The organism is Streptomyces sp. NPDC056144 (genome assembly GCF_042264145.1).
GTDB lineage: Bacteria > Actinomycetota > Actinomycetes > Streptomycetales > Streptomycetaceae > Streptomyces.
This window is the reverse complement of the sequence record NZ_JBHJVF010000007.1, coordinates 190,458-215,455: the sequence shown is the minus strand read 5'-3', so window position 1 is coordinate 215,455 and position 24,998 is coordinate 190,458. Positions and strand designations below refer to the sequence as shown.

Genomic DNA, 24,998 nt, shown 5'->3' with positions numbered 1-24,998 from the left:
GCCCCGCCGGCGTTTGAGGCGCGGGGTCTGGGGCGGAGCCCCGGTTCGGGAAGGGGCGGGGTGGGGAAGAGGCCCCGCGCAGCGGACCCGGGACCCGCCACGGCCCGCCCGCCCCGCCCCCGGGTACGGCGAAGGGCCGGGGCCTGGGGGTGAACCCAGGGCGCCCGGCCCTTCGTAGCCTGCCGACGGCTACGTGCTCAGCACGTGTCCCGCCGCGTCAGTTGTCGTCCTCGTCGATCAGGAACCCACGCATCGGCGCCGGCGCCTGCTGCATCGGCTGCGGAGCCTGCGGCCGGACCGGAGCCATGGGCTGGGTCATCGCCGGGGACATCTGCTGCTGACCGCCGTAGGACGGGGCACCGCCCATGGACGGCGCACCGCCGCCGTAGGACGGGGCGCTCGCGCCCGCCGAGGCCATGGAGGGGGCCGGCGGCAGGGACGCCGTCGCGGGGGTCCGCGGCGGAGCCAGCGAGTCGTCGGCCTGGGTCTCCAGCTGACGCAGCTGGGACTCCAGGTACGACTTCAGGCGCGTACGGTACTCGCGCTCGAAGCCGCGCAGGTCCTCGACCTTGCGCTCCAGCGTCGCGCGAGCGGACTCCAGGGAGCCCATCGCGACGCGGTGCTTCTCCTGCGCGTCCCGCTCAAGAGCGTCCGCCTTGGCGCGGGCGTCCCGCTCCAGGCCCTCGGCGCGCGAACGCGCCTCGCCGACGATCTTGTTGGCCTCGGAGCGCGCCTCGGCGATCGCCTGGTCGGCGGTCTGCTGGGCGAGCGAGAGGACACGCGCGGCACTGTCGCCACCCGGCGCCTGCGGCGGCTGCTGCTGCATCTGCGGCTGCATCTGCTGCTGCTGCGGGTGACCCATGGGGCCGCCCTGCATCGGGCCGGGACCCATCGGACCGCCCTGCATGGGGCCGCCCTGCATCGGGCCGGGGCCCATGGGGCCGCCCTGCATGGGGCCGCCCTGCATGGGGCCGGGGGGCAGCGCGGGCGCACCGGACGGCAGCTGCGGCGGGCCCATCTGCGGCTGCTGCTGCTGGACCGGCGGTCCGGATATGGCGGCGGGCACGGGAGCGCCGGGACCGACGGGACGATCCTGCGGCTCCGGGGGCTTGCGCATGCCCTGCTGCTGGTTCTGCGCGGCGGCACGCGTCGCGGCGGCCAGCTTGGCGCGCAGGTCCTCGTTCTCGCGGAGCAGGCGGGTCAGCTCGGCCTCGACCTCGTCGAGGAAGGCATCGACCTCGTCCTCGTCATAGCCTTCTCGAAGGCGGACGGTCGTGAACTGCTTGTTCCGCACGTCCTCGGGGGTCAACGGCATCTCTTCTTCACCTCTACGTAGTCGTCGGCAGTCGGCAAGACCGTATCGTCGTCGTCCACTCTCACCTCGCGAAACTGCTCACGATGGAGATCAGGATGTAGACGATGATCATCAGAACGAAGAAGGACAGGTCGAGTGCCACGCCCCCGAGACGCAGCGGCGGGATGAGTCGCCGCAGAAGCTTGAGCGGTGGATCGGTGACAGTGTAGGTGGCCTCCAGAACGACCACCATCGCCTTACCGGGTTGCCATGAACGGGCGAACTGGAAGACGTAGTCCATGACCAGCCGGACGATCAGGAGGACGAGGAAGCACATCAGCACGATGTAGACCACCTGTAGTGCGACGCCCATCCCGCGTTTCCCTCTCCCCTGGCTTACGTGCTCTCACTTGTTCCGGCCGCTTCGCGGCCGGTCCGTCCGGTTCTGTAGTTCTCAGCTCTGGTTGAAGAATCCGCCCTCTGCGATCCGGGCCTTGTCCTCCGCCGTGACATCGACGTTAGCAGGCGACAACAGGAACACCTTCTGCGTCACGCGCTCAATGCTGCCATGGAGCCCGAAGACGAGTCCGGCGGCAAAGTCGACAAGTCGCTTCGCGTCCGTGTCGTCCATCTCCGTGAGGTTCATGATCACCGGAGTGCCCTCACGGAAGTGTTCCCCGATGGTACGGGCCTCGTTGTAGGTCCGGGGGTGCAGCGTGGTGATGCGGTAGGGCTCCCGCTCGGACACGACCTTGGGCATGATCACCGGTGCGTTCTTCTCCAGGCTCGGACGTTCGGGTGTGATGGATGCCACGGGGGCAATTCGGGCCGGACGTCCACTTTCGGCGAGTACCGGGACAGAATGAGCGATCGGTTCCCGGGGTGCGGGAGGCTGCGCGACGCGCACCGGTTCCTCCCGCTCGACCTGCCGCGGAGGGGTGTGCCGCCGCTCGCGCTCGGGCTCGGGCTCCAGCTCGGGTTCGAAGTCGTCGTCGGGGTCGAAGCCCCGGCCGTCGTACCCATCGTCCTCCACGAGGCCGAGGTAGACCGCCATCTTGCGCATCGCGCCGGCCATTCTCTGAGTCCTCCGCTCTGTGGTGGATCGCCCTTCCGGCCGATGTCGGGGCATCACCAAGCGCCCGCGATCCACGAGTCACGCCGCTTTCCTGCGGAATGACCATATTTTCTGCTGTGGTCCGACTTGCTTCGCGACGTTACCCGAGCTTGGGGCGGACGCCGAGTACCGCCGTACCGACGCGTACGTGTGTCGCCCCGGCGGCGACGGCCTCTTCGAGGTCGGCGCTCATCCCTGCCGAGACCATGTTCGCAGCCGGACGGGTCGCGCGCAGGGCAGTCGACAAATCCATCAACCGGTCGAAGGCGGCGCGTTGCCGTCCGGCGTACGGACCGGAGAGCGGCGCGACGGTCATGAGGCCGTCGAGCCGGAGCGCGGGGGCCGCGTCCACCGCGGCCGCCAACTCCTCGATCCCCTCCGGGGACACGCCGCCGCGGGCACCCCGCTCGCCGACCTCGGCGTCGAGGGCGACCTGGAGGAGGCAGCCGAGCTCGCGGCCCTCCTTCTCCGCCGCGGCGGAGAGCGAGGAAACGAGCTTCACACGGTCGACGGACTGCACCACATCGGCATAACCCACGACGGAACGGACCTTGTTCGTCTGCAACTGGCCCACGAAGTGCCACTTCAGGTCGAGGTCCGCGCACGCGGCCGCCTTGGGGGCGGCGTCCTGGTCGCGGTTCTCGGCGACGTGCCGCACGCCGAGTCCGTGGAGCAGTCGTACGTCGCTCGCGGGGTAGGTCTTGGTGACCACGACGAGGGTCACCTCCTCGCGCGGGCGTCCGGCGGCGGCGCAGGCGGCGGCGATCCGCGCCTCCACCCGGTCCAGGTTCTCGGCGAGTTCTGCCTTGCGGTCCGTCATGCCTCTTCCTGAGTCGTCTCTTCCGGGCTCAACCAGACATATCCCGCGAGTCGCCCGGTGGTGCGGTCGCGGCGGTACGAGTAGTGGTCATCGGATTCCCGGGTGCAGACCGTGCTGGCCTGCCGGTCCGTCACGCCGAGCCGTTCGAGCTGGGCGTGCACCCCGGCGACGACGTCGACGGCGGGGGTGCCCCAGCTCGTCTCGGCCCAGGCGGCGGGTTCGGTCCCGGCGACCTCGGCACGCATCTCCGCGGGCACCTCGTAGCAGCGCCCGCAGACGGCGGGGCCGGTGCGGGCGACGATCCGGGCGGGGTCCGCGCCGAGGCGGACCATCGCCTCGACCGCGGCGGGGACGACACCGGCGGTCATCCCGGGCCGCCCGGCGTGGGCGGCGGAGACGACACCGGCGACGGGGTCGGCGAGCAGGACCGGGACGCAGTCCGCGGTGAGGACGGCGAGGGCGAGTCCGCGGGTGGCGGTCACCAGACCGTCGACCGCCGGGACCGGCCCGTCGTTCCGCTCGCTCCAGGGGGCGTCGACCCGGGCGACGTCCGCGCCGTGCACCTGGTTCATCCAGACCACCCGGGCCGGGTCGAGCCCGAGGGCTCCGGCGGCGAGGGCCCGGTTGGTCCGTACGGCCTCGGGGTCGTCGCCGACCGCGCCGCCGAGGTTGAGCTCCACGTACGGAACGGCGCTCACCCCGCCCCACCTGTCGGTGAAGGCGAAGTGCGCGCCGTTCGCGTGGAAGGACTGCCCTATCACTTCAGGAAGTCCGGCACGTCCAGCTCCTCGGCCTGGGAGTCCGCGTAGGGACGGGCCGGCGGGACGACCGGCGGGGCCGGCGCCGGCGGAACCTCGTTGACCGGGGCCGGCTCGACCGGGACGGAGACCGGCTCCTCGCGGGGGGTCACCGAGCCGAGGCCGCCGAGCGGGCGGGCCGTCTCGGCGATGCGGGGGGCCGGGGCCGGCTCCTCGCGCTTGGCCGCGACCGAGCCGATGATGTTGTCCCGGCGGGCCGGCGGCTGGCCGCCGTCGAAGCCGGCCGCGATGACCGTGACCCGGACCTCGTCGCCGAGGGCGTCGTCGATGACGGCGCCGAAGATGATGTTGGCCTCGGGGTGGGCCGCCTCGCTGACCAGCTGCGCGGCCTCGTTGATCTCGAAGAGACCGAGGTCGCTGCCGCCGGAGATGGAGAGCAGCACGCCACGGGCGCCGTCGATGGAGGCCTCCAGGAGCGGCGAGGAGATCGCCATCTCCGCGGCGGCCACCGCGCGGTCGTCGCCACGGGCCGAGCCGATGCCCATGAGGGCGGAGCCGGCCTCGGACATGACCGACTTGACGTCGGCGAAGTCGAGGTTGATCAGGCCCGGGGTGGTGATGAGGTCGGTGATGCCCTGCACACCGCTCAGGAGGACCTGGTCGGCCGACTTGAACGCGTCGAGCACGGAGACCTGACGGTCCGAGATCGAGAGCAGTCGGTCGTTGGGGATGACGATGAGGGTGTCGACCTCTTCGCGGAGCTCGGCGATGCCGTCCTCCGCCTGGTTCGCGCGCCGACGGCCCTCGAAGGTGAACGGGCGGGTGACCACGCCGATCGTGAGGGCGCCGAGCGAGCGCGCGATGTTGGCCACGACGGGGGCGCCGCCGGTGCCGGTGCCGCCGCCTTCGCCGGCGGTGACGAAGACCATGTCGGCCCCCTTGAGGACCTCCTCGATCTCCTCACGGTGGTCCTCTGCCGCCTTGCGACCGACGGCCGGGTTGGCCCCGGCGCCCAGGCCGCGGGTGAGTTCGCGGCCGACGTCGAGCTTGACGTCGGCGTCGCTCATCAACAGCGCTTGCGCGTCGGTGTTGATCGCGATGAACTCGACGCCCTTGAGGCCCACCTCGATCATTCGGTTGATGGCATTGACACCACCGCCGCCGACACCGATGACCTTGATGACTGCGAGGTAGTTCTGCGGTGCTGCCACGTCGAAGGCCTCTCGCCTCGAGTTACGTGTCGCCGCGACGCGGTGGTTGGTGCGCGCTGCGACGACGGATGCCGATTGGGACGGTCCGTAGTGCCGACCCAAACCCTAACGTTGAAGTTTAGGGTTACCAGTGTCTCTGTTCGCTGGACTCTTCCGAACAGGACACTAAGTCGACAAGTGGCGCCCGTTCAACGAACACGCCGAACCTCCCGTTTTTCTTTTCACCCTATGTGATCACCCGTAGCGCTGGCCAACCAGGGTCTCGACCTGCGCATATGCCGACGGACTCGCCGTCAACTCCTGGACGAGGCGGGCGCCGTGGGGGCACTTACATCGAAGTGCCCCGCTTTGGGCGAGGCTTTCATGAGGGCGGTCAGCACCCGGGCCTTCACCGGTCCGTGTTCGCCGCTCCCCCAGAAGACGGTTCGCCCCTTGGTCAGTTCCAGAGTGACGGAATCGTACGAGCCGACGCGGACGACACGAGTGTTCGCGGCGATTTCGTCCGGGAGTTCACTCCGCACGCGGACCGCCTCGTCGAGGAGCCGGTCCTCGTCGAAGCGGCGCAGGCTGGGCGATCCGGCGGCGTCGAGGCGGAGCCTCGGGACATTCCGGGGGGCGGTGCCGACGGTGGCGAACCGGGTGCCGGAACCGTCCACTTCGACGAACTTTCCGCCCTTTTCCAGCAGGAGAACGGGCATCCGTTCCGTCACTTTCAGACCGATTCCGTGCGGCCAGGACCGCACGACCTCGACCGACTCGACGCGCGGAAGTTCCTTCCGGATACGGTCCGCGATGGCGTCGGTGTCGACGGAGACGAGCGGGGAACCGGCCGGAACGGCGGCGACCGATTCGACCTCCGCGGGGGTCAGGACGCGGAGCCCGGAGGTCTTCACCCGTTCCACCCGGAACCAGGTCGATCCGTACAGCGCCCAGATCCCGCCGGCCACGAGCGCGAGGACGCCGAGGGCGATGAGCAACACCCGGACGGGAGGCACCCGGAACAATCGGTTCCGGTCCTCCTCGCCGGGCGGCCGTTCCGACGACCCGTGCGGTTTTCTCTCGCCGCTCTTTTCCGCGGTCGTCGGTCCGGCTGCCACGCTTCCCCGCCTTTCGCCGCCGCGCTACGCCTGTCGGCGGGCGGCGATCGCCTCGTACACCATGCCGACGAGCAGGTCGTCGGCGTCCCGGCGGCCGAACTCGGCCGCGGCGCGGGACATCTCGTACAACCGGTGCGGATCGGCCAGTACGGGCAGGACGTTGCCCTGCACCCACTGCGGCGTCAGCTCCGCGTCGTCGACGAGGAGTCCGCCGCCCGCCTTGACCACCGGCTGGGCGTTGAGCCGCTGTTCGCCGTTGCCGATGGGCAGCGGGACGTACGCGGCGGGCAGCCCGACGGCGGAGAGCTCGGCGACGGTCATCGCGCCCGCGCGGCAGAGCATCATGTCGGCGGCGGCGTACGCGAGATCCATCCGGTCCACGTACGGTACCGGCACGTAGGGCGGCATACCGGGCATGTTGTCGACACGCGGCAGTTCGTTCTTCGGGCCGACCACGTGCAGGATCTGGATGCCGGAGCGCTGGAGCACCGGGGCGATCTGCTGGACGACCTCGTTGAGCCGCCGGGCGCCCTGCGAGCCGCCCGAGACGAGCAGCGTCGGCAGGTTCGGGTCCAGCCCGAAGGCTGCGCGGGCCTCGGGGCGCACCCGGGCCCGGTCGAGGGTCGAGATGGTGTGCCGCAGCGGGATGCCGATGTACCGGGCGTTGCGGAGCTTGCTGTCGGGGGTGGCGACGCCGACCCCGGCCGCGTACCGCGAGCCGATCTTGTTGGCCAGGCCGGGCCGGGCGTTGGCCTCGTGGACCACGATCGGCACGCCGAGCCGCTTGGCGGCGAGGTAGCCGGGCAGGGCCACGTAGCCGCCGAAGCCGACGACGCAGTCGGCCTTGGTGCGTTCGAGGATCTGCTCGGCCGCCTTGATGGTGTTGCGCAGCCGTCCGGGGACGGTCATCAGCTCGGGGGTGGGCTTGCGCGGCAGCGGTACGGCGGGGATGAGCGCCAGCTCGTAGCCCCGCTGGGGCACGAGCCGCGTCTCCAGGCCCTTCTCCGTGCCGAGGGCCGTGATCCCCACGCTGGGGTCCTGCCTGCGCAGGGCGTCCGCGAGGGCCAGCGCGGGCTCGATGTGGCCGGCGGTCCCCCCGCCGGCAAGTACGACATGCACCGAAATTCACCGCTCTCCGGACGGGCGCTTCTTGACGCGCCGTCGCATCGACTTCCATCTCACCCCGGCCCGCTTGCCCCAGCCGGGGCGGCGCATGGCCAGGGCCGCTTTCGCGGCGGGTTCCTGTCGCGCGAAGGCGATGAGGAGCCCGACGGCGAACATGGTCGGCAGCAGGGCCGACCCCCCGTACGAGAACAGCGGGAGCGGGACACCGGCGATCGGCAGCAAGCCGAGCACCGCACCGATGTTGATCACGGCCTGCGCCGTGATCCAGGTGGTCACGCCTCCCGCGGCATACCTCACGAAGGGGTCCTCCGTGCGTCCGGCCACGCGGATACCCGCATAGCCTAGAGCCGCGAACAGGGCGAGTACCGACAGCGTCCCCGCGAGGCCCAGTTCCTCACCGGTGACCGCGAAGATGAAGTCGGTGTGGGCTTCCGGGAGTTGGCCCCATTTCTCGACGCTCGCGCCGAGTCCGGAACCGAACCATCCACCCGAGGCCAGAGCATAGATGCCGTGCGCGGCCTGGAGACAGGGGGCTCCCTCGCCGCCGGGGTCGGTCGCGAGAACGCACTGGAAGCGCTTCATCCGGTTGTCGCTGGTCTTGATCAGCAGGAAGCCGATCGCAGCGGCCACGGAGAGCACCCCGACGAAGAGGCGGGTGGGTGCGCCGGCCGTCCACAGGAGGCCGAAGAGGATCGCGGCGAGGATGATCGAGGTGCCCATGTCGCCGCCGAGCATGATCAGCCCGAGCAGCATGAACGCGCCGGGGACCAACGGCACCAGGATGTGCTTCCACTGCGTGAGCAGGCCCATGTCCTGCTTGCGGGCCAGCAGGTCGGCCCCCCAGAGGATCAGCGCCAGCTTGCCGAACTCGCTGGGCTGGAGCTGGAAGGGACCGCCGAGCGAGATCCAGTTCTGGTTGCCGTTGACGGCGTGCCCTATCCCGGGCACCTGGACGAGCACCATCAGGAAGACGGCGCCGACGAGGATCGGGTAGGCGAGCGCCCGGTGCAGCTTCACCGGCATCCGCGAGGCGGCGAGGAGCAGCCCGGTGCCGAGGAGCGCGGCGAAGAACTGCTTCCGGAAGAAGTAGGACGGCACGAGGTCGTACCGGAGCGCGGTGATCATCGAGGCGGAGAAGACCATCACCAGGCCGAGCGTGGTGATGAGCAGGGCGGCGCCGATGATCACGTAGTACGCGGTGAGGGGCCGGTCCCAGGCCCGTACCGCCTGCTCGTGGAGCCGCCGGACGCCTCCGCCACGCCCCGGCCGCGGGGTCGCCGGCGCCCGCCCTCCGCCGCGTACGGCGGAAGGCCGGCGTGTCCCGGCGATCTTGCTCGGCATGGTCGCTGCCCCCTCCAGTCGTGCCCGGTCCGGCCGGACCCTCCCACTGGTCAGGTCAGGCGTCCCCGGTGGCGGCGAGCGCGCGGACGGCGTCCGCGAAGGCCTCGCCCCGCTTGTTGTAGTTGGTGAACATGTCCATCGACGCACAGGCCGGAGCCAGGAGCACCGTGTCCCCCGGACGGGCCATCCCCGCCGCCTCACGGACCGCCTCGGACATCGCCCCAGTGTCGGTCCGGTCGAGGTCCACCACCGGGACCTCCGGGGCGTGTCGCGCCAGGGCTTCGCGGATCAGAGCGCGGTCGGCGCCGATCAGGACGGCGCCGCGCAGGCGCTTCGCCGAGGCGGCGACGAGCTCGTCGAACGCGGCGCCCTTGGCGAGGCCGCCGGCGATCCAGACGATCGACTCGTAGGCCGCGAGGGAGGCCTCGGCCGCGTGGGTGTTGGTGGCCTTGGAGTCGTCGACGTACGTGACTCCCTCGACCTCCTCGACCAGCTCGATGCGGTGCGGGTCGGGCCGGAAGGCCCGCAGTCCGTCCCGTACGGCCTTCGCGTCGACGCCGAAGGCGCGGGCGAGGGCGGCGGCGGCGAGCGCGTTGGCGATGTTGTGCGGGGCCGGCGGCTGGACGTCGGCGACCTCGGCGAGCTCCTGGGCGTTCTTCTGCCGGTTCTCGACGAAGGCGCGGTCGACGAGGATGCCCTCGACGACGCCGAGCTGGGAGGGGCCGGGGGTGCCGAGGGTGAAGCCGATGGCGCGGCAGCCCTCCTCCACGTCGGCCTCGCGGACGAGGTCCTCGGTGACCTGGTCGGCCACGTTGTAGACGCAGGCGACCCGGTTGCCCTCGTAGATACGGCCCTTGTCGGCGGCGTACGCCTCCATGGAGCCGTGCCAGTCGAGGTGGTCGGGCGCCAGGTTGAGCACGGCGGCCGAGTGGACGCGGAGCGAGGGCGACCAGTGGAGCTGGTAGCTGGAGAGCTCGACGGCGAGGACGTCGTAGGTCTCGTCGCCGAGGACGGCGTCGAGGAGCGAGACGCCGATGTTGCCGACGGCGGCGGTCTTGAGCCCGGCCGCCTCCAGGATCGAGGCGAGCATCCGTACGGTCGTGGTCTTGCCGTTGGTACCGGTGACCGCGAGCCACGGAGCCGCGTCGGGGCCCCGGAGGCGCCAGGCCAGCTCGACGTCGCCCCAGATCTCCACGCCCGCCTCGGCGGCGGCCGTGAAGAGGGGCTTGTCGGGCTGCCAGCCGGGGGTGGTGACGATCAGCTCGGTACCGGCCGGCAGGGTGGCCCCGTCCCCGAGGCGGACGGTGATGCCCGCCGCCTCCAGGTCGGCCGCCTGGGCCCGGGAGCGCTCGTCGTCGCCGTCGTTGACGACGGTCACGACGGCGCCCAGGCCGTGCAGCACCCGCGCGGCCGGGATCCCGGAGATCCCGAGCCCCGCGACGGTGACCCTCTTGCCGTTCCAGTCGAGCTGTTCCGTCACTTTTCGGCTGCCCATCCCGCGTAGAAGAGACCCAGGCCCACGATCACGCACATGCCCTGGATGATCCAGAACCGGACGACGACCAGGACCTCGGACCACCCCTTGAGTTCGAAGTGGTGCTGGAGGGGGGCCATCCGGAAGACGCGCTTGCCGGTCATCTTGAACGAGCCGACCTGGATGACCACGGACATCGTGATCAGCACGAAGAGGCCGCCGAGCAGCGCGAGGAGAAGCTCCGTACGGGAGCAGATGGCGAGACCGGCGAGCGCGCCGCCGAGGGCCAGCGAACCGGTGTCACCCATGAAGATCTTGGCGGGCGAGGTGTTCCACCACAGGAAGCCGAAGCAGGCGCCCATGAGGGCGGAGGCGACCACCGCGAGGTCCAGCGGGTCGCGCACCTCGAAGCACGCGTTGGGGTTGGTCAGCGTCATCGCGTTGGCACAGGACTCCTGGAACTGCCAGAGCCCGATGAAGGTGTACGCGCCGAAGACCATCACCGAGGCGCCGGTGGCCAGACCGTCGAGGCCGTCCGTCAGGTTCACGCCGTTGGACATGGCCAGGATCATGAAGAGCGCCCACACCACGAAGAGCACCGGGCCGATGGCCCAGCCGAAGTCCGTGATGAAGGAGAGCTTCTCGGAGGCCGGGGTGTTCCCCCGCGCGTCCGCGAACTGGAGCGAGAGCACGGCGAAGGCGATGCCGACGATCAGCTGGCCGGCCATCTTCGCCTTGGCCCGCAGGCCGAGCGAACGCTGCTTGACGATCTTGATGTAGTCGTCGAGGAAGCCGACCAGGCCCATGCCGGCCATGAGGAACAGCACCAGGACGCCCGAGTACGTCGGGTCCTCGCCGGTGATGACCTTGGTCAGGGCGTACGCGATGAGCGTGGCCAGGATGAAGGAGATGCCGCCCATGGTGGGCGTGCCCTTCTTCCCGGCGTGGCCGCGCGGGCCGTCGTCGCGGATGAACTGCCCGTACCCCTTGCGGGCCAGGAGCTTGATCAGCAGCGGCGTACCGACCAGGGTGAGGAAGAGGCCGATGGCCCCCGCGAAGAGGATCTGCCTCATCGTCCGGCGACCTCGCCCTCGGTGTCGAGGAGGGCCTGCGCGACCCCTTCGAGACCAACCGACCTGGAAGCCTTCACAAGGACGACGTCCCCCGGACGCAGCTCCCTGCGCAACAGGTCGACAGCCGCCTGCGCGTCGGACACGTGCACCGACTCCTCACCCCACGAACCCTCGTTATATGCGCCCAGTTGCAGCCAGGACGCTTCCCTGTCCCCGACCGCGACGAGCTTGCTGACGTTGAGCCGGACGACAAGCCGTCCGACCGCGTCGTGCTCGACGAGCGATGCGTCACCGAGCTCGGCCATCTTGCCGAGCACCGCCCACGTCCGCGCCCCTCGGGCCTGAGCGGCCCTGCCCATGGCCGCGAGCGCGCGCAGGGCGGCCCGCATGGACTCGGGGTTGGCGTTGTAGGCGTCGTTGACGATCGTCACGCCGTCCGGACGCTCGGTGACCTCCATGCGCCAGCGCGACAGGGTGCCCGCTTCGGAGAGCGCGGTGGCGATCTCCTCGACGGGCATGCCCAGCTCGTGCGCGACGGCGGCCGCGGCGAGCGCGTTCGACACGTGGTGCTCACCGTACAGGCGCAAGGTCACGTCGCTGCACCCGGTGGGTGTGTGAAGCCTGAAAGAAGGCTGTCCGGTTTCTGTGAGGCGGACGTTCTCGGCCCGTACGGCCGCTTCGTCCGCTTCGCCGAAGAGGGTCACGCGGGCCCGGGTGCGGCTCGCCATCGCGCGGACGAGCGGGTCGTCGGCGTTGAGGATCGCGATGCCGCCGTCCTCGGCGGACGGCAGGCTCTCGACGAGCTCGCCCTTCGCCTGGGCGATCTGCTCCCGGCCGCCGAACTCGCCGATGTGGGCGGTGCCCACGTTGAGGACGAGGCCGATGCGGGGCGGCGTGAGGCCGGTGAGGTAGCGGATGTGGCCGATGCCGCGGGCGCCCATCTCCAGGACCAGGTGCCGGGTCTCCTCGCTCGCGCGGAGCGCGGTGAGCGGCAGGCCGATCTCGTTGTTGAGGGAGCCCGGCGTCCACACGGTGGGGGCGTGCTTGTCGAGGACCTGGGCGATCAGGTCCTTCGTGGACGTCTTGCCGGCGGAGCCGGTGAGGGCGACGACATCGGTGCCGAGCCGCTCGACGACCGCGCGGGAGAGGGCCCCGAGCGCCGTCTGCACGTCGTCCACGACGATCGCGGGTACGCCGACGGGCCGGGCGGCCAGGACGGCCGCCGCGCCCGCCGTGACGGCGCGCTCCGCGTAGTCGTGGCCGTCGACATGCTCGCCGGCGAAGGCGACGAAGAGGCCGCCGGTCCGCACCTCGCGGGAGTCGATGACGACGGGCCCGGTGACCCGGGCGGCCGGATCCGGTATGTCGTGCGTCTGCCCGCCGACGATTTCGGCGATCTCGGCGAGGGAGAGGGCGATCACTGCTTCATCCCTGACTGTTCTGGGGGCTGTCTTCCCGGATGTGCCGGGCCTTCTGCTGGTGGTCGAGGCGCGCCTGTTCGAGGATGGCCGCGCGCAGCACCTCGCGGTCGTCGAAGGGGCGTACGGCCCCGGCGATCTCCTGGCCCTGCTCGTGGCCCTTGCCGGCGACCAGGACGGTGTCCCCCGGCCGGGCCCGGTGCACGGCGGCGGCGATGGCGGCGGCCCGGTCGGGTTCGACCAGGACGGAGCCGCGCTCCCCCGCCGGCACCTCGGCGGCGCCCGCGAGCATCGCGGTGAGGATCGCGAGCGGGTCCTCGGAGCGGGGGTTGTCGGAGGTCAGGACGGCGGTGTCGGCGAGCCGGGCCGCGGCGGCGCCCATCGGGCCGCGTTTGGTGGTGTCGCGGTCCCCGCCGCAGCCGATGACCACGTGGAGGCGGCCCACGGTGACCTCGCGCAGGGAGCGCAGGACCGATTCGACGGCGTCCGTCTTGTGGGCGTAGTCGACGACCGCGAGGTACGGCTGTCCGGCGTCGACCCGCTCCAGGCGGCCGGGGACGCCGGGGACGGCGGCGACGCCGTCGGCCGCGGCCTTCGGTTCGAGGCCGGCGGCGGCGAGCGTCGCGATGGCGGCGAGGGTGTTGGCGACGTTGAACGGGCCGGGCAGCGGGGCGGTGGCGGAGACCCGCTCGCCCCGCGGGCCGACGGCGGTGAACGTCGAGTCGTGGGAGCCGAGGACGAGGTCCTCGGCACGCCAGTCGGCGTCCTCGCGGCCCTCGGCGGAGAAGGTGACGACCGGGACGGTCGCCTCCTTCGCGAGCCGGCGGCCGTACGCGTCGTCGACGTTCACGATGCCGAGCTTGCTGCGCTGCGGGGTGAAGAGCATGGCCTTGGCCCGGAAGTAGTCCTCCATGTCGGAGTGGAACTCCATGTGCTCCGGGCTGAGGTTGTTGAAGACGGCGACGTCGAAGACGCAGCCGTCGACCCGGCCGAGCACGAGGGCGTGGCTGGAGACCTCCATGGCGACGGCCTCGACGCCCCGCTCGCGCATGACGGCGAAGAGGGCCTGGAGGTCGGTGGCCTCGGGGGTGGTGCGCTCGGACTTGATGCGCTCGTCGCCGATGCGCATCTCGACGGTGCCGACGAGTCCGGTGCTGCGTCCGGCGCCGCGCAGGCCGCCCTCGACCAGGTAGGCCGTGGTGGTCTTGCCGGAGGTGCCGGTGATGCCGATCTGGAGGAGGTCCTCGCCGGGCCGCCCGTAGATCGCGGCGGCGAGCTCGCCCATCCGGCCGCGCGGGTTCTCGACGACCAGGACCGGCAGGCCGGTCGCTGCGGCGCGCTCGGCGCCGGTCGGGTCGGTGAGGACGGCGGCGGCTCCGAGTCCGGCGGCCTGGGCGGCGAAGTCGGCGCCGTGGAGGCGGGCGCCGGGCAGGGCCGCGTACACGTCCCCGGGGCGTACGGCCCTGGAGTCGTGCGTGATGCCGGTGACGGCGACGGAGGCCGCGGCGGATCCGGCGGGGCCGGCGTCGAGGGTGTCGACGCCCAGCTGTGCGGCCAGGTCGCCCAGGGGTGTGGGGCGGGCCTGCTCCGGCCGGGGCGGGGTGGTTCGGGACTGATCAGCGTGTGGCACGGCGGTGAGCGTACCGGGCGCACCCTGTGCGGGGCCAAAAGAGCCCGGGGCGTCGTCGGAGTTCGATTTCCGGTTCCCGGAATGGGGGGTGATCGTTGTCACTGGTGCTCCCGGAGTGTCACGGGGTGGGGGGTTCGAAGGTGACCGGCAGTCGGGCGGGCTCTTTGCCCGAGGGGGCCACGTGGAGGGTCTTGAGAGCGAACTCCATGACCTTCTTGTAGATGGGTCCGCAGATCTGGCCGCCGAAGTAGCTGCCCTTCGTGGGGTTCTGGATGGCGCAGTAGACGGTGATCTGCGGGTCGTCGGCGGGCGCGAAGCCGGCGAACGAGGCGGTGTAGCCCTTGTAGCGGCCGAGCTCGGGGTCGACGCGGTTGGCGGTGCCGGTCTTGCCGGCGACGCGGTAGCCGGGGATGGCGGCCCTGTTGCCGGTGCCCTCCTCGTCCTCGACGACGGACTCCAGCATCTTGGCGAGGGTGTCGGCGGTCTTCTCGCTGACGACCCGGCTCTGCTCGGGGGCCGGGGCGGGCGTGAAGCGGCCGTCGGCGCCCTTGGTGCCGCGGACGAGGGTCGGCTCGATCCGTACGCCTCCGTTGGCGACCGTCGAGTAGACGGAGGCGGCCTGCATGGCGCTGACGGAGAGGCCCTGGCCGAAGGGGATCGTGAACTGCTGGGAGGTCGACCAGTCCCCGGGCTCGGCGAGGATGCCGGGGGTCTCGCCCGGGAAGTTCAGTCCCGTGGGGCTGCCGAGGCCGAACTTGCGCAGGTAGGAGTGGAGGACCTTGTTGGACTCGGCCTGGGTCTCGCCGAGCCGGCCGGTGGCGAGGATGGTGCCGATGTTGCTGGACTTGGCGAGGACGCCGTTGAGCGTCAGGTACCAGGTCGGGTGGTCGATGTCGTCCTTGAAGAGCCGGTCGCCGCGGTGGAGCCGGTTGGGGACGGTGACGTGGGTGCCGGGCTCGGCCTTGTTCTCCTCCAGGACGGCGGCCATGGAGATCACCTTGGCGGTGGAGCCGGGCTCGTAGGCGTCCTGGAGGGCCGCGTTTCCCATGGCGGCGGAGTTGGCGGCGGAGAGGTCGTTGGGGTCGAAGCCGGGGGCGTTGGCCATGGCCAGGACCTCGCCGGTCCTCGTGTTCTGCACGACGACGTAGCCGCGGTCGGCCTTGGACTTCCGCACCTGTTCGGTGATGGCCTTCTGGGCGGCCCACTGGATGTCCCGGTCGATGGTCAGCTCGATGTCGGAGCCGGGGACGGCGGGGGTTCCCTGGGAGCCCGCGGTGGGCACCTGGCGGCCGTTGGACTCGGTGAAGCGGACCTTGCCGTCCTTGCCGGCGAGCTGCGGGTCGAGCTGGGACTCGATGCCGCCGGCGCCCTTGCCCTCGGCGTTGACGTATCCCAGTATCCCGGCGGCGAGTTCGTTGTTGGGGTACACGCGCTTGCTGCTGGGCTCGCTGAGGATGCCGCCGAGCAGGTTGACGCCGGTGCCGCCCTTGGCCTGGGCCTTCTGCCCGTAGACCTTCCTGAGGTCCTTGATCTGGTTCCAGACCTGCGGGGTCTGCTTGCGGGCGAGCAGGGTGTACCGGGACTTGGGGGTACGGAGCTTCTTGGCGAGCTCGGCGGGCTCCTTGCCCAGGATCGGGGCGAGGAGGGCCGCGGCCTGCTCGGGGGCGTCGGGGACCTTGGACTCCTCGGGCGTGAAGAGCTTGGGGTCGGCGGTGATGTCGTACGCGTCGACGCTGGCGGCGAGCGCGATGCCGTTGCGGTCGGTGATCCCGCCGCGGTCGGCGGAGAGCGTGTACTCCTGGAAGCGGTACCGGTCGGCCTTGGCCGCGTACGCGCTGGCGTCGACGGCCTGCACCTGGAGCAGCCGGACGACGAAGACCAGCATGACGAGCGTGAGGCCGAAGGAGATCAGCCGCAGCCGGGGCCGGGGGCTGCCGAGCCGGATGGTCCGCGGCTTCCGCGCCGGTCGCGGCGCGGGCCGCTTGGCGGCGGGCCGGGGCGCGGGCCGCGAGCCGCGCGCACCGGGGGTACGGGCTCCGGGCGTGCGGGCGCCGGGGGTACGCGGCCGGGCGCCGCCGCCCCCCGCCGCCGCGCGGTCGCGCGAGGTGCGGTCCGCGCCGGCGGCACGGCCCCCGGCGGCACGGTCGCCGGTCGTGCGGTCACGGGCCGGTCGATCGCCGGTCGTGCGGTCACGGGCGGAGCGGTCGGCGGACGCGCGGTCCCGGGGCGCGCGGTCGCCCGGGGCGCGGTCGCGGGACGTACGGTCCCGCGACGAGCGGTCGCCCGTCGTACGGTCCCGGGCATCGCGGTCTCCGGGCGCGCGGTCGCGGGCGGCGCGGTCTCCGGTCGTGCGGTCGCGGGACGAGCGGTCACCCGTCGTGCGGTCACGGGCGTCACGGTCGCCGGGCGCGCGGTCGCGGGCGGCGCGGTCACCGGTCGTACGGTCGCGGGACGGGCGGTCGCCGGAGGCGGGGCGCGGGCGGGAAGGCCGGGCCGGGCCGGGGACGCGGCGGCGCGGGGGCTCCTCTGAGGGCACTGCGGGTCACCTACCGGAGGTCGTCGGAGCGGTTGCGTCGGATTGCCGTGGCGGCGCCGTCTCTGTGGGGCCGGTGCCGGTGGGACCCGGCTTCCTGGGCCCTCCGCCGGTGGGCGCGGTGCCGGCCGTCGTGGCCGGTGTCTGCCCGGGGTTGGGCTGGGTGGCCGACGGCGGGGTGGCGCCGCCCGACGCGGAAGGCGTGCCCGTCGCCGTGGGCTTCGGGGTGGGCGGCGGGGTCGGCTTGGGCGTCGGCTTCGGGGTCGGCGTCGGCTTCGGGGAGGCCGCGACCGAGCGCTCGCCGAGCACCTTGCCGTCGGGCCCGAGGAAGGCGGGGCTGCCGCCGGGGACCATGCCGAGCTCGCGGGCCCGGCGCTCCAGGGCGTCGGGGGCGACGTAGACGTCGACGTCGCGCTGGAGCGCCTGCTCCTCGTCGGTGAGCTCGGTGGTCCTGTCCTTGAGCTCGCGCAGCTTGAACGAGCCCTGGTTGAGGGCCGAGTTCAGCAGGAGGAGGGTGATGAGCCCGCCGCCGAGGAGGACGAAGACGAGCAGGACGAAGGGGGTACGGGCGGCCGTGTTCGGTCCCGAGGGCATGAGCCGTCCGAGCCGCGCCGCCCTCCCTTTGAGGGGCCCCTTCGCCGTACTCACAGCACGTCCTCCCGGATGCGCTCGACACCTCTGAGACGCGCGGGGGCGGCGCGCCGGTTCTCGGCGACCTCCTCCTCGGTCGGCAGCTCGGCGCCGCGCGTGAGCAGCTTCAGGCGGGGCTGGTACTTCTCGGGGACGACCGGGAGGCCGGGCGGGGCGGTGGTCGCGGCGCCGGCCGCGAAGACCTGCTTGACGATGCGGTCCTCGAGCGACTGGTACGAGAGGACGGCGATCCGGCCGCCGACGGCGAGGGCCTTCACGGCCGCCGGGATGGCGTTCTCGACGGCTTCGAGTTCGCGGTTGACCTCGATGCGCAGGGCCTGGAAGGTTCGCTTGGCCGGGTTGCCGCCGGTGCGCTTGGCCGCCTGCGGCAGGGAGTCGCGGATGAGCTCGACGAGCCGGGCGCTGTTGGTGAAGGGCTCCTTCTCGCGCTCGCGCACGACGGCGGAGACGATCCGCTTGGCCTGCTTCTCCTCGCCGTACGCACGCAGGATGCGGACGAGCTCGCCGGCCGGGTAGGTGTTGAGGACCTCGGCCGCGCTGATGCCGGTCGACTGGTCCATGCGCATGTCGAGCGGGGCGTCCTGGGCGTAGGCGAAGCCGCGGTCGGCCTCGTCCAGCTGCATGGAGGAGACGCCGAGGTCGAAGAGGACGCCGTCCACCTTCGGGATGCCGAGCCGGTCGAGGACCTCGGGCAGCTCGTCGTACACGGCGTGGACGAGGGTGGCGCGCTCCCCGAAGGGGGCGAGGCGCTCGCCGGAGAGGCGCAGGGCCTCCTTGTCCCGGTCGAGGGCGACGAGCCGCACCTCGGGGAACCTCGTGAGCAGGGCCTCGCTGTGGCCTCCGAGGCCCAGGGTGCAGTCGACGACGACCGCGCCGGGGCGCTCCAGTGCGGGGGCCAGCATGTCCAGGCACCGCTGGAGCATCACCGGGACGTGGCGGTCGTTGCTCAATGCGCCCTCTCAGATCCGGCGCGGAGGCACGTACCGCCGGGTCCGACCGGCGAGCGGGAGAAGGCCGAGCCGTAAATGCCACCGCACACACGGGGGAGAAACCGCGGAAATCGCTCGATATCCTCAATGTCTCCGTGAACTTCGCGTCACTTTAGTCCACGGGACGCGCCGGTCAATCAACCGGCTGGCGCGTCGCGCGGACCCGGCGGACCGGTGGGACATTCCGGGCGGCTCACCCGTTCGGCGGTTGACGGCGGGGCCTTGTGGGTTACCTCACAACAAGGTCAATCGCGGTTCTTTGTCCCCTCTCACAGCAGGCCCGGGGGCCTTGTGACCGTTACCGTCACAAGCATGTCGACCTCCGCGCACCCCACCGCCGACGCCATACCCGCCACCGGTTCGGTCACGGACCGCCTCGTCACGGCGAACGAGCAGTACGCCTCGGACTTCACCGACCCGGGCATGGACGCCCGCCCCGTGCTGCGCGTCGCCGTCGTCGCCTGCATGGACGCCCGTCTCGACCTGCACGCGGCCCTCGGCCTCGAACTGGGCGACTGCCACACGATCCGCAACGCCGGCGGCGTGGTCACCGACGACGTGATCCGCTCCCTCACGATCAGCCAGCGCGCCCTCGGCACGCGCAGCGTGATGCTGGTCCACCACACCGGCTGCGGTCTCGAGTCGCTCACCGAGGACTTCCGTCACGACCTGGAGAACGAGGTCGGCCAGCGTCCGACCTGGGCGGTCGAGGCCTTCCGTGACGTCGACCAGGACGTCCGCCAGTCGATGGCGCGGGTGCGGACCTCTCCGTTCCTGCTGCACGCGGACGACGTCCGGGGCTTCGTCTTCGACGTGACGACGGGCCTGCTGCGCGAGATCGACCCGGCGTAACCGTCGGGACGTCCCGGCACAACGGTCCAAACCCAGGCATTTCCCTCGCACTTGTCCTCAGGCGAGTGACACGACCCGGTCACGGCATCAAGAATGCTCGGGTGACACCCCCCGTCCACCCGGACGGGGGCAGGTGTCGGTGTTCCGGAAGGCCGAGGAGGGCCGGGTGACGACCTATGACGATCGAGCGAACCTCGCTGATCTGACCACGACCGCGGAGCGTGTCCGCAGGTCGATGGAGGGTGTGATCGAGGGGAAGCCCGAGGTCGTACGGCTTTCGCTGACCGTTCTGCTCGCCGAGGGGCATCTCCTCATCGAGGATGTCCCCGGCGTGGGCAAGACCATGCTCGCCAAGACCCTGGCGCGGTCCATCGACTGCTCGGTGCGCCGCATCCAGTTCACCCCCGACCTGCTGCCCTCGGACGTCACGGGTGTGTCGATCTTCGACCAGCAGCAGCGGGAGTTCGAGTTCAAGCCGGGCGCGATCTTCGCCCAGATCGTCATCGGCGACGAGATCAACCGCGCCTCGCCGAAGACCCAGTCGGCGCTCCTGGAGTCCATGGAGGAGCGGCAGGTCACGGTCGACGGCCAGACGTACGAACTGCCCAGCCCCTTCATGGTGGTCGCCACGCAGAACCCGGTCGAGATGGAGGGCACCTACCCGCTGCCCGAGGCCCAGCGCGACCGCTTCATGGCCCGGGTGTCGATGGGCTACCCGAGCGCCGAGGCCGAGCTCCGGATGCTCGACGTGCACGGCTCGGCCTCCCCGCTCGACGACCTCCAGCCGGTCGCGCACGCGCACGACATCCTGAAGCTGATCGAGGCGGTGCGGGCGGTCCACGTGGCCGACGCCGTACGGCGGTACGCGGTCGACATCGTCGCCGCCACCCGCACCCACACCGACCTCCGGCTCGGCGCCTCCCCCCGTGCCACGCTCCACCTGCTGCGGGCCGCGAAGGCCTCCGCCGCGCTGAGCGGCCGCGACTACGTCCTGCCGGACGACCTCCAGGCCCTCGCCGCGCCCGTCCTCGCCCACCGGCTGCTGCCGACGGCGCAGGCCCAGCTGAACCGGCGCACGGCCGAGCAGGTCGTCCAGGACATCCTCCAGCGCACCCCCGTCCCGGCCGCGGCCCCGCCCGCCGGACCGCACCTCGGCCAGCAGCAGCCCGGCGCCCGGCGGCTGTGATGGGTGCCGCCTCCGCAGCCGCCTCGGTGGCGGACGGGCAGCGGGGCGAAGACGACCGGGGCGGTCTGCGGGCCGCCTTCGGCGGTCTCACCACCCGCGGCCGGTCCTTCCTCGCCGCCGGGGTGGCCGCCGCCGTCTGCGCGTACGTCCTCGGCCAGGCCGACCTGCTGCGCGTCGGGCTGCTCCTCGCCGCCCTGCCGCTGATCTGCGTCCTCGTCCTGCACCGCACCCGCTACCGGGTCGCGGCCGCCCGCCGGCTCACCCCGCAGCGGGTGGAGGCGGGCGCCGAGGCCCGGGTCCAGCTGCGGATGGAGAACGTCTCCAAGCTGCCGACCGGGCTGCTGATGCTCCAGGACCACGTGCCGTACATGCTGGGGCCCCGCCCCCGGTTCGTCCTCGACCGGGTCGAGGCGGGCGGCCGCCGCGAGGTGTCCTACCGGGTCCGCTCCGACCTGCGCGGACGGTTCCCGCTCGGCCCGCTCCAGCTGCGGCTGAACGACCCGTTCGGGCTGTGCGAGCTGACCCGCTCGTTCAGCGCGTACGACACCCTCACCGTCGTGCCGAGGACCGAGGCGCTGCCCCCGGTGAAGCTCACCGGCGAGTCCTCCGGGTACGGCGAGGGGCACCAGCGCTCCCTGGCGCTCGCCGGCGACGACGACGTCATCCCGCGCGCCTACCGGCACGGCGACGACCTGCGCCGGGTGCACTGGCGCTCCACCGCCCGGTACGGCGAGCTGATGGTCCGCCGCGAGGAGCAGCCGCAGCGGGCCCGCTGCACGGTCCTCCTCGACACCCGCCGGATCGCCTACCAGGGCAGCGGCCCCGACTCCGCCTTCGAGTGGGCGGTCTCCGGCGCGGCCTCGGCCCTGGTGCACATGCTCGGGCGGGGATACGCGGTCCGGCTGCTCACCGACTCCGGCAGCGCGGTCCCCGGTGAGGGTTCCGACGGTTTCGCCGGTTCGACCCAGGACTCGGCCGACACGGCCGGCCTGCTGATGGACACCCTCGCGATCGTCGACCACTCCGAGGGGGCCGGGCTCTCCCGCGCCTCCGACGTGCTGCGCGGCGGTGACGAGGGCCTGCTCGTGGCCTTCCTCGGCGATCTCGACGAAGAACAGGCGGCGCTCGCGGCCCGGATGCGCGGCCGGACCGGCGCCGCCGTCGCCTTCGTCCTGGACTCGGGCACGTGGCTGACGGGCGGCGCGGTCGCCGGGGCGGTCGAGGACCGCGTACGGCAGCTGCGCGAGGCGGGCTGGACGGTGCTCGCCGTGCCCGCCGGGGCGCGGCTCGCGGACCTGTGGCAGCAGGCGGCGGGGGTCCGCGCGGAATCCGCCGCCGACACGTACGGAGGTTGGTCATGAGCGGCCGCGCGCGGCTGACGCTCGCCGCCTGGGGCGCCACCCTGATGGCGGCCGGGGCGCTGCTCCCGCTGGTGAAGCCGGCGACCTGGATCTTCACGGCGGCCTTCGTCCTCGCCATGGTGAGCGGCGTCGGCACGCTGACCCGGCGGGTTCCGCTCGCCCGGCCGCTGACGCTGCTCGCGCAGCTGGTCACGGTCGTGCTCGCGCTGACCCTGTTCTTCGCCCGCGGGCAGGCGATCCTCTGGGTGATCCCGGGGCCGTCGGCCTTCGCGTGGATCGTCGAGCTGTTCCGGGCGGGCGTCGAGGACGTCGGGACGTACGCGGTTCCCGCGCCGGACACCGAAGGCATCCAGCTCCTGCTCGTCACCGGCGTGGTGGCGATAGGGCTCCTGGTGGACACCCTGGCGGTCACCTTCCGCAGGGCGGCCCCGGCCGGGCTGCCGCTGCTCGCGCTGTACTCGGTGGCCGCGGGGCTCTCCGGGGGCGGCGCGGGATGGCTCTGGTTCCTCCTCGCCGCCACCGGCTTTCTGCTGCTGCTCCTCGCCGAGAGCCGCGACCGGCTCTCGCAGTGGGGGCGGGTCTTCGGCGCCGCCCAGCGCTCCGGGAAGCGGGGCTCCTCGGTGGCGACCGGCGGTTCCGCCTCCGCCCCGGTCCGTACGGGCCGCCGGATCGGCGCGGTCGCCATGGGCGTCGCGCTGGTGGTGCCGCTCGCGCTGCCGGGCTTCTCCGGCGGCCTGTTCGGCGGCGGGAACGGCGAGGGCGGCCCGGGCACCGGCAAGGGCGGCACGATCTCGGCCGTGAACCCGCTGGTCTCGCTCCAGGACAACCTGCGCCAGCAGGAGGACCGGGAGGTCCTGCGCTACCGGACCAACGCCAAGGACAACAGCGGCCTCTACCTGCGGCTCGTCGCCCTGGACCAGTTCGACGGCACCTCGTGGAAGTCCTCGGTCCGCCCGATCGAGGACGTCCCCCCGCAGCTGCCGTGGCCCCAGGGCCTCGCGCAGTCGGTCGACATCACGGAGGTGACCACCAACCTCGTCGCGTCGGACGCGTACGAGCAGAAGTGGCTGCCGATGCCGTTCCCGGCGGGCCGGGTCGCCGTCTCGGGGAACTGGCGGTTCGAACCGGCCGGCCGGATGCTCGTCGGCGACGACAAGCAGACGACCAAGGGCGCCCGCTACCAGGTCACCAGCCTGGACGTGCGGCCCACGGCCGAGCAGCTGGCCGCGGCCCAGCCCGCGCCGGAGAAGCTGCGGAACGAGTACACGAAGGTCCCCGTCTCCCTCCCCGCCGACGTGCGGACGACGGCCGTGCAGGTCACCAAGGGCGCGGCCAACGACTACGAGCGGGCGGTGAAGCTCCAGAACTGGTTCTCCGAGGACGGGGGCTTCCAGTACGACGTGGACGTCGACTCCGGCACCGGGACGCAGGCGATCTCCCGCTTCCTCAAGGACAAGCGCGGCTTCTGCGTCCACTTCTCCTTCTCGATGGCGGCGATGGCCCGCTCGCTCGGCATCCCCGCGCGCGTGGCGGTCGGCTTCATGCCGGGCACCACACAGACCGACGGCTCGGTCTCGGTGGGCATCCGGGACGCGCACGCCTGGCCCGAGCTGTACTTCGAGGGGGCCGGCTGGACCCGGTTCGAGCCGACGCCCTCGCGGGGCTCCACCCCGTCCTACACCCGGGCGACGACGCCCACGGGCACGGCCACGGGTCCGGCGCAGCCGGAGCAGAGCGCCTCGGCGCGGCCGACCGTCGCCCCGTCGGCCTCGGAGAGCTGCACGCCGCAGATGAAGCGGCTGGGCGACTGCGGCCCGGACGCGGCGCTCGCGGGTGACCTCTCGGACGGCGGCGGACCGGACGTCCTCCAGGTGGCGCTGATCTCCGCCGGGGCGCTCGTGCTGCTCGGCGTACCGCTCCTGCCGATGGTCTGGCGGCGGCGGGTACGGGCCCGGCGGCTCGGGCCCGGCGACGGTCGCGGCCCGGAGGAGCTGGCGGCGCGGACCCTCGCGGTCTGGCGCGAGATCACCGACACGGCCTGGGACCACGGCGTCGAGCCGGACGATTCCCTCACCCCGAGGAAGATCGCGGAGCGATTGGTCCGACTGGGTGAGCTGCGGGGAGAACCGGCCGAAGCCGTGCACCGGGTGGCCGGTGCGGTGGAGCAGGTGCTGTACGCGCCGCGGCCCGAGCCGGTGGCGGGTCTCGCCGAGGAGGCGGAGCGGGTACGGGCCGGTTTCCTCGCGGGTGCCGGCCGCAAGGGGCGCCTGCGCGCGCTCCTCGCGCCGCGCTCGGCGGTCCGGCTGCGCTGGGCGGCCTCGGCGTGGTGGGCGTCGGTGACGGCCTCCTGGTCACGGCGGCGCGCGGCCCTGCTGCCGAACGGCCTCCGCCGGACGCCCCGCTCGGCGCCGTGAGGCCCTGATGGCCTGATACGGGGAGAACGAAGGAGCCCCGCCGGGCGCCGAGTGGGAACTCGGGCCTGGCGGGGCTCCTGTGTACGAGGGTGCGGGGCTGCCGCTCAGCGGCCCGTCAGTGGCCGCCGCCCTGCTGTTCGTCGCGGCGGCGCTGCCACCGCTCTTCGATGCGGTTCATGGTGGAGCGTCGCTGCCGGGCCTGTCGGCCGCCTGCGGCCTGCCCGCCCCTGGCCTGCTGCTCGCCCGGCTTGGGCGCCTTGCGCCAGCCGGTGACCGCCAGGACCGCGCAGCCCAGCATGACGAGGAACCCCACCACGCTGATCCAGATCTGCTGAGCGACCATTCCGGCCATGAGGAGCGCGATACCCACCAGGAAGCCTGCGACTGCCTGGTACACCCGTCGACGGGTGTACGTGCGCAGCCCGCTTCCCTCGAGCGCTGTCGCGAACTTGGGATCTTCGGCGTACAGCGCTCGCTCCATCTGCTCGAGCATTCGCTGCTCGTGCTCCGAGAGCGGCACGGAGTCCTCCTAGTCGTCGGTCGCGGGGGCGACCGGTTTGCGGCCCTTTCAGGATAGGCAGGGAATCGCCCCCGTGAAACCCGCCCTCAATGCCGAAAAGCCAATCCGGGCCGCCATGCGGATCGGTTCCTGAGGCG

21 protein-coding genes are annotated in these 24,998 nt (G+C 72.2%); 4 read left to right on the top strand and 17 right to left on the bottom strand.

Annotation, left to right across the window (positions count from 1 at the left end; genetic code table 11):
* Positions 1-217: 217 nt before the first annotated feature.
* From ACFC0Z_RS22690 to rsmH, 16 genes are all read right to left on the bottom strand, one after another.
* Positions 218-1,315: a DivIVA domain-containing protein gene (locus ACFC0Z_RS22690; RefSeq protein WP_376440822.1), complete on the bottom strand. Its 1,098-nt coding sequence runs from the start codon at positions 1,313-1,315 to the stop codon at positions 218-220.
* Between the two features lie 61 nt (positions 1,316-1,376).
* Positions 1,377-1,667, bottom strand: a complete 291-nt coding sequence (locus ACFC0Z_RS22685; protein WP_017238790.1) for a YggT family protein — start codon at positions 1,665-1,667, stop codon at positions 1,377-1,379.
* Positions 1,668-1,748: 81 nt separating this feature from the next.
* A complete protein-coding gene (locus ACFC0Z_RS22680) occupies positions 1,749-2,369 on the bottom strand; it encodes a cell division protein SepF (protein ID WP_376440819.1) in 621 nt (206 codons plus the stop codon).
* A 139-nt stretch (positions 2,370-2,508) separates the two neighbouring features.
* Complete coding sequence (locus ACFC0Z_RS22675; protein WP_376440816.1) at positions 2,509-3,228, bottom strand: YggS family pyridoxal phosphate-dependent enzyme; 720 nt, start codon at positions 3,226-3,228, stop codon at positions 2,509-2,511.
* Entirely contained in the window at positions 3,225-3,989 is a 765-nt protein-coding gene (pgeF, locus tag ACFC0Z_RS22670; RefSeq protein WP_376440813.1) for a peptidoglycan editing factor PgeF, read from the bottom strand. Before pgeF ends, ACFC0Z_RS22675 begins: the two co-directional genes overlap by 4 nt.
* Positions 3,986-5,197, bottom strand: coding sequence for a cell division protein FtsZ (ftsZ, locus tag ACFC0Z_RS22665; protein ID WP_376440811.1), 1,212 nt, complete (start codon positions 5,195-5,197; stop codon positions 3,986-3,988). Before ftsZ ends, pgeF begins: the two co-directional genes overlap by 4 nt.
* 293 nt (positions 5,198-5,490) lie before the next feature.
* Positions 5,491-6,294 carry a cell division protein FtsQ/DivIB gene (locus ACFC0Z_RS22660; protein ID WP_376440809.1) on the bottom strand — a complete coding sequence of 268 codons (804 nt, stop codon included), beginning with the start codon at positions 6,292-6,294 and terminating at the stop codon, positions 5,491-5,493.
* Positions 6,295-6,318: 24 nt separating this feature from the next.
* On the bottom strand, positions 6,319-7,413 hold the full coding sequence (gene murG, locus ACFC0Z_RS22655; RefSeq protein ID WP_376440806.1) for an undecaprenyldiphospho-muramoylpentapeptide beta-N-acetylglucosaminyltransferase: 1,095 nt from the start codon (positions 7,411-7,413) through the stop codon (positions 6,319-6,321).
* Between the two features lie 6 nt (positions 7,414-7,419).
* A complete protein-coding gene (ftsW, locus tag ACFC0Z_RS22650; protein WP_376440803.1) occupies positions 7,420-8,760 on the bottom strand; it encodes a putative lipid II flippase FtsW in 1,341 nt (446 codons plus the stop codon).
* Between the two features lie 55 nt (positions 8,761-8,815).
* The gene (gene murD, locus ACFC0Z_RS22645; RefSeq protein WP_376440800.1) at positions 8,816-10,255 is read right to left on the bottom strand and encodes a UDP-N-acetylmuramoyl-L-alanine--D-glutamate ligase; all 1,440 of its coding nucleotides are present in this window, start codon (positions 10,253-10,255) and stop codon (positions 8,816-8,818) included.
* A complete protein-coding gene (gene mraY / locus ACFC0Z_RS22640; RefSeq protein WP_376440798.1) occupies positions 10,237-11,307 on the bottom strand; it encodes a phospho-N-acetylmuramoyl-pentapeptide-transferase in 1,071 nt (356 codons plus the stop codon). The genes murD and mraY overlap by 19 nt, the downstream gene beginning before the upstream one ends.
* Positions 11,304-12,728 carry a UDP-N-acetylmuramoyl-tripeptide--D-alanyl-D-alanine ligase gene (gene murF, locus ACFC0Z_RS22635; RefSeq protein ID WP_376440795.1) on the bottom strand — a complete coding sequence of 475 codons (1,425 nt, stop codon included), beginning with the start codon at positions 12,726-12,728 and terminating at the stop codon, positions 11,304-11,306. Before murF ends, mraY begins: the two co-directional genes overlap by 4 nt.
* A gap of 4 nt (positions 12,729-12,732) precedes the next feature.
* Positions 12,733-14,457, bottom strand: a complete 1,725-nt coding sequence (locus ACFC0Z_RS22630) for a UDP-N-acetylmuramoyl-L-alanyl-D-glutamate--2,6-diaminopimelate ligase (RefSeq protein WP_376440793.1) — start codon at positions 14,455-14,457, stop codon at positions 12,733-12,735.
* A gap of 16 nt (positions 14,458-14,473) precedes the next feature.
* On the bottom strand, positions 14,474-16,891 hold the full coding sequence (locus ACFC0Z_RS22625; RefSeq protein ID WP_376440790.1) for a penicillin-binding transpeptidase domain-containing protein: 2,418 nt from the start codon (positions 16,889-16,891) through the stop codon (positions 14,474-14,476).
* Between the two features lie 6 nt (positions 16,892-16,897).
* Positions 16,898-17,536, bottom strand: coding sequence for a hypothetical protein (locus tag ACFC0Z_RS22620; protein ID WP_376440787.1), 639 nt, complete (start codon positions 17,534-17,536; stop codon positions 16,898-16,900).
* Positions 17,533-18,489: a 16S rRNA (cytosine(1402)-N(4))-methyltransferase RsmH gene (gene rsmH / locus ACFC0Z_RS22615; protein ID WP_376440784.1), complete on the bottom strand. Its 957-nt coding sequence runs from the start codon at positions 18,487-18,489 to the stop codon at positions 17,533-17,535. The genes ACFC0Z_RS22620 and rsmH overlap by 4 nt, the downstream gene beginning before the upstream one ends.
* Before the next feature lie 351 nt (positions 18,490-18,840).
* On the opposite strand from rsmH, the gene ACFC0Z_RS22610 reads away from it, so the two are divergent.
* From ACFC0Z_RS22610 to ACFC0Z_RS22595, 4 genes are all read left to right on the top strand, one after another.
* Positions 18,841-19,380: a beta-class carbonic anhydrase gene (locus ACFC0Z_RS22610; RefSeq protein ID WP_376440781.1), complete on the top strand. Its 540-nt coding sequence runs from the start codon at positions 18,841-18,843 to the stop codon at positions 19,378-19,380.
* A 166-nt stretch (positions 19,381-19,546) separates the two neighbouring features.
* A complete protein-coding gene (locus ACFC0Z_RS22605) occupies positions 19,547-20,566 on the top strand; it encodes an AAA family ATPase (protein ID WP_376440778.1) in 1,020 nt (339 codons plus the stop codon).
* On the top strand, positions 20,566-21,927 hold the full coding sequence (locus tag ACFC0Z_RS22600; protein WP_376440775.1) for a DUF58 domain-containing protein: 1,362 nt from the start codon (positions 20,566-20,568) through the stop codon (positions 21,925-21,927). Before ACFC0Z_RS22605 ends, ACFC0Z_RS22600 begins: the two co-directional genes overlap by 1 nt.
* A complete protein-coding gene (locus ACFC0Z_RS22595) occupies positions 21,924-24,341 on the top strand; it encodes a DUF3488 and DUF4129 domain-containing transglutaminase family protein (protein ID WP_376440772.1) in 2,418 nt (805 codons plus the stop codon). The genes ACFC0Z_RS22600 and ACFC0Z_RS22595 overlap by 4 nt, the downstream gene beginning before the upstream one ends.
* Before the next feature lie 115 nt (positions 24,342-24,456).
* Here the strand turns inward: ACFC0Z_RS22595 and ACFC0Z_RS22590 are convergent, their stop codons facing one another.
* Positions 24,457-24,861, bottom strand: a complete 405-nt coding sequence (locus tag ACFC0Z_RS22590) for a DUF3040 domain-containing protein (protein ID WP_376440770.1) — start codon at positions 24,859-24,861, stop codon at positions 24,457-24,459.
* Positions 24,862-24,998 lie beyond the last annotated feature (137 nt).

Bases quoted from the DNA above. Each gene is read 5' to 3' on its own strand.
- murD (WP_376440800.1), bottom strand. From the start codon at position 10,255: ATGGGCAGCCGAAAAGTGACGGAACAGCTCGACTGGAACGGCAAGAGG.
- ACFC0Z_RS22610 (WP_376440781.1), top strand. From the start codon at position 18,841: ATGTCGACCTCCGCGCACCCCACCGCCGACGCCATACCCGCCACCGGT.
- ACFC0Z_RS22600 (WP_376440775.1), top strand. From the start codon at position 20,566: ATGGGTGCCGCCTCCGCAGCCGCCTCGGTGGCGGACGGGCAGCGGGGC.
- ACFC0Z_RS22595 (WP_376440772.1), top strand. From the start codon at position 21,924: ATGAGCGGCCGCGCGCGGCTGACGCTCGCCGCCTGGGGCGCCACCCTG.
- ACFC0Z_RS22690 (WP_376440822.1), bottom strand. From the start codon at position 1,315: ATGCCGTTGACCCCCGAGGACGTGCGGAACAAGCAGTTCACGACCGTC.
- ftsW (WP_376440803.1), bottom strand. From the start codon at position 8,760: ATGCCGAGCAAGATCGCCGGGACACGCCGGCCTTCCGCCGTACGCGGC.
- ACFC0Z_RS22680 (WP_376440819.1), bottom strand. From the start codon at position 2,369: ATGGCCGGCGCGATGCGCAAGATGGCGGTCTACCTCGGCCTCGTGGAG.
- ACFC0Z_RS22685 (WP_017238790.1), bottom strand. From the start codon at position 1,667: ATGGGCGTCGCACTACAGGTGGTCTACATCGTGCTGATGTGCTTCCTC.
- ACFC0Z_RS22675 (WP_376440816.1), bottom strand. From the start codon at position 3,228: ATGACGGACCGCAAGGCAGAACTCGCCGAGAACCTGGACCGGGTGGAG.
- mraY (WP_376440798.1), bottom strand. From the start codon at position 11,307: ATGAGGCAGATCCTCTTCGCGGGGGCCATCGGCCTCTTCCTCACCCTG.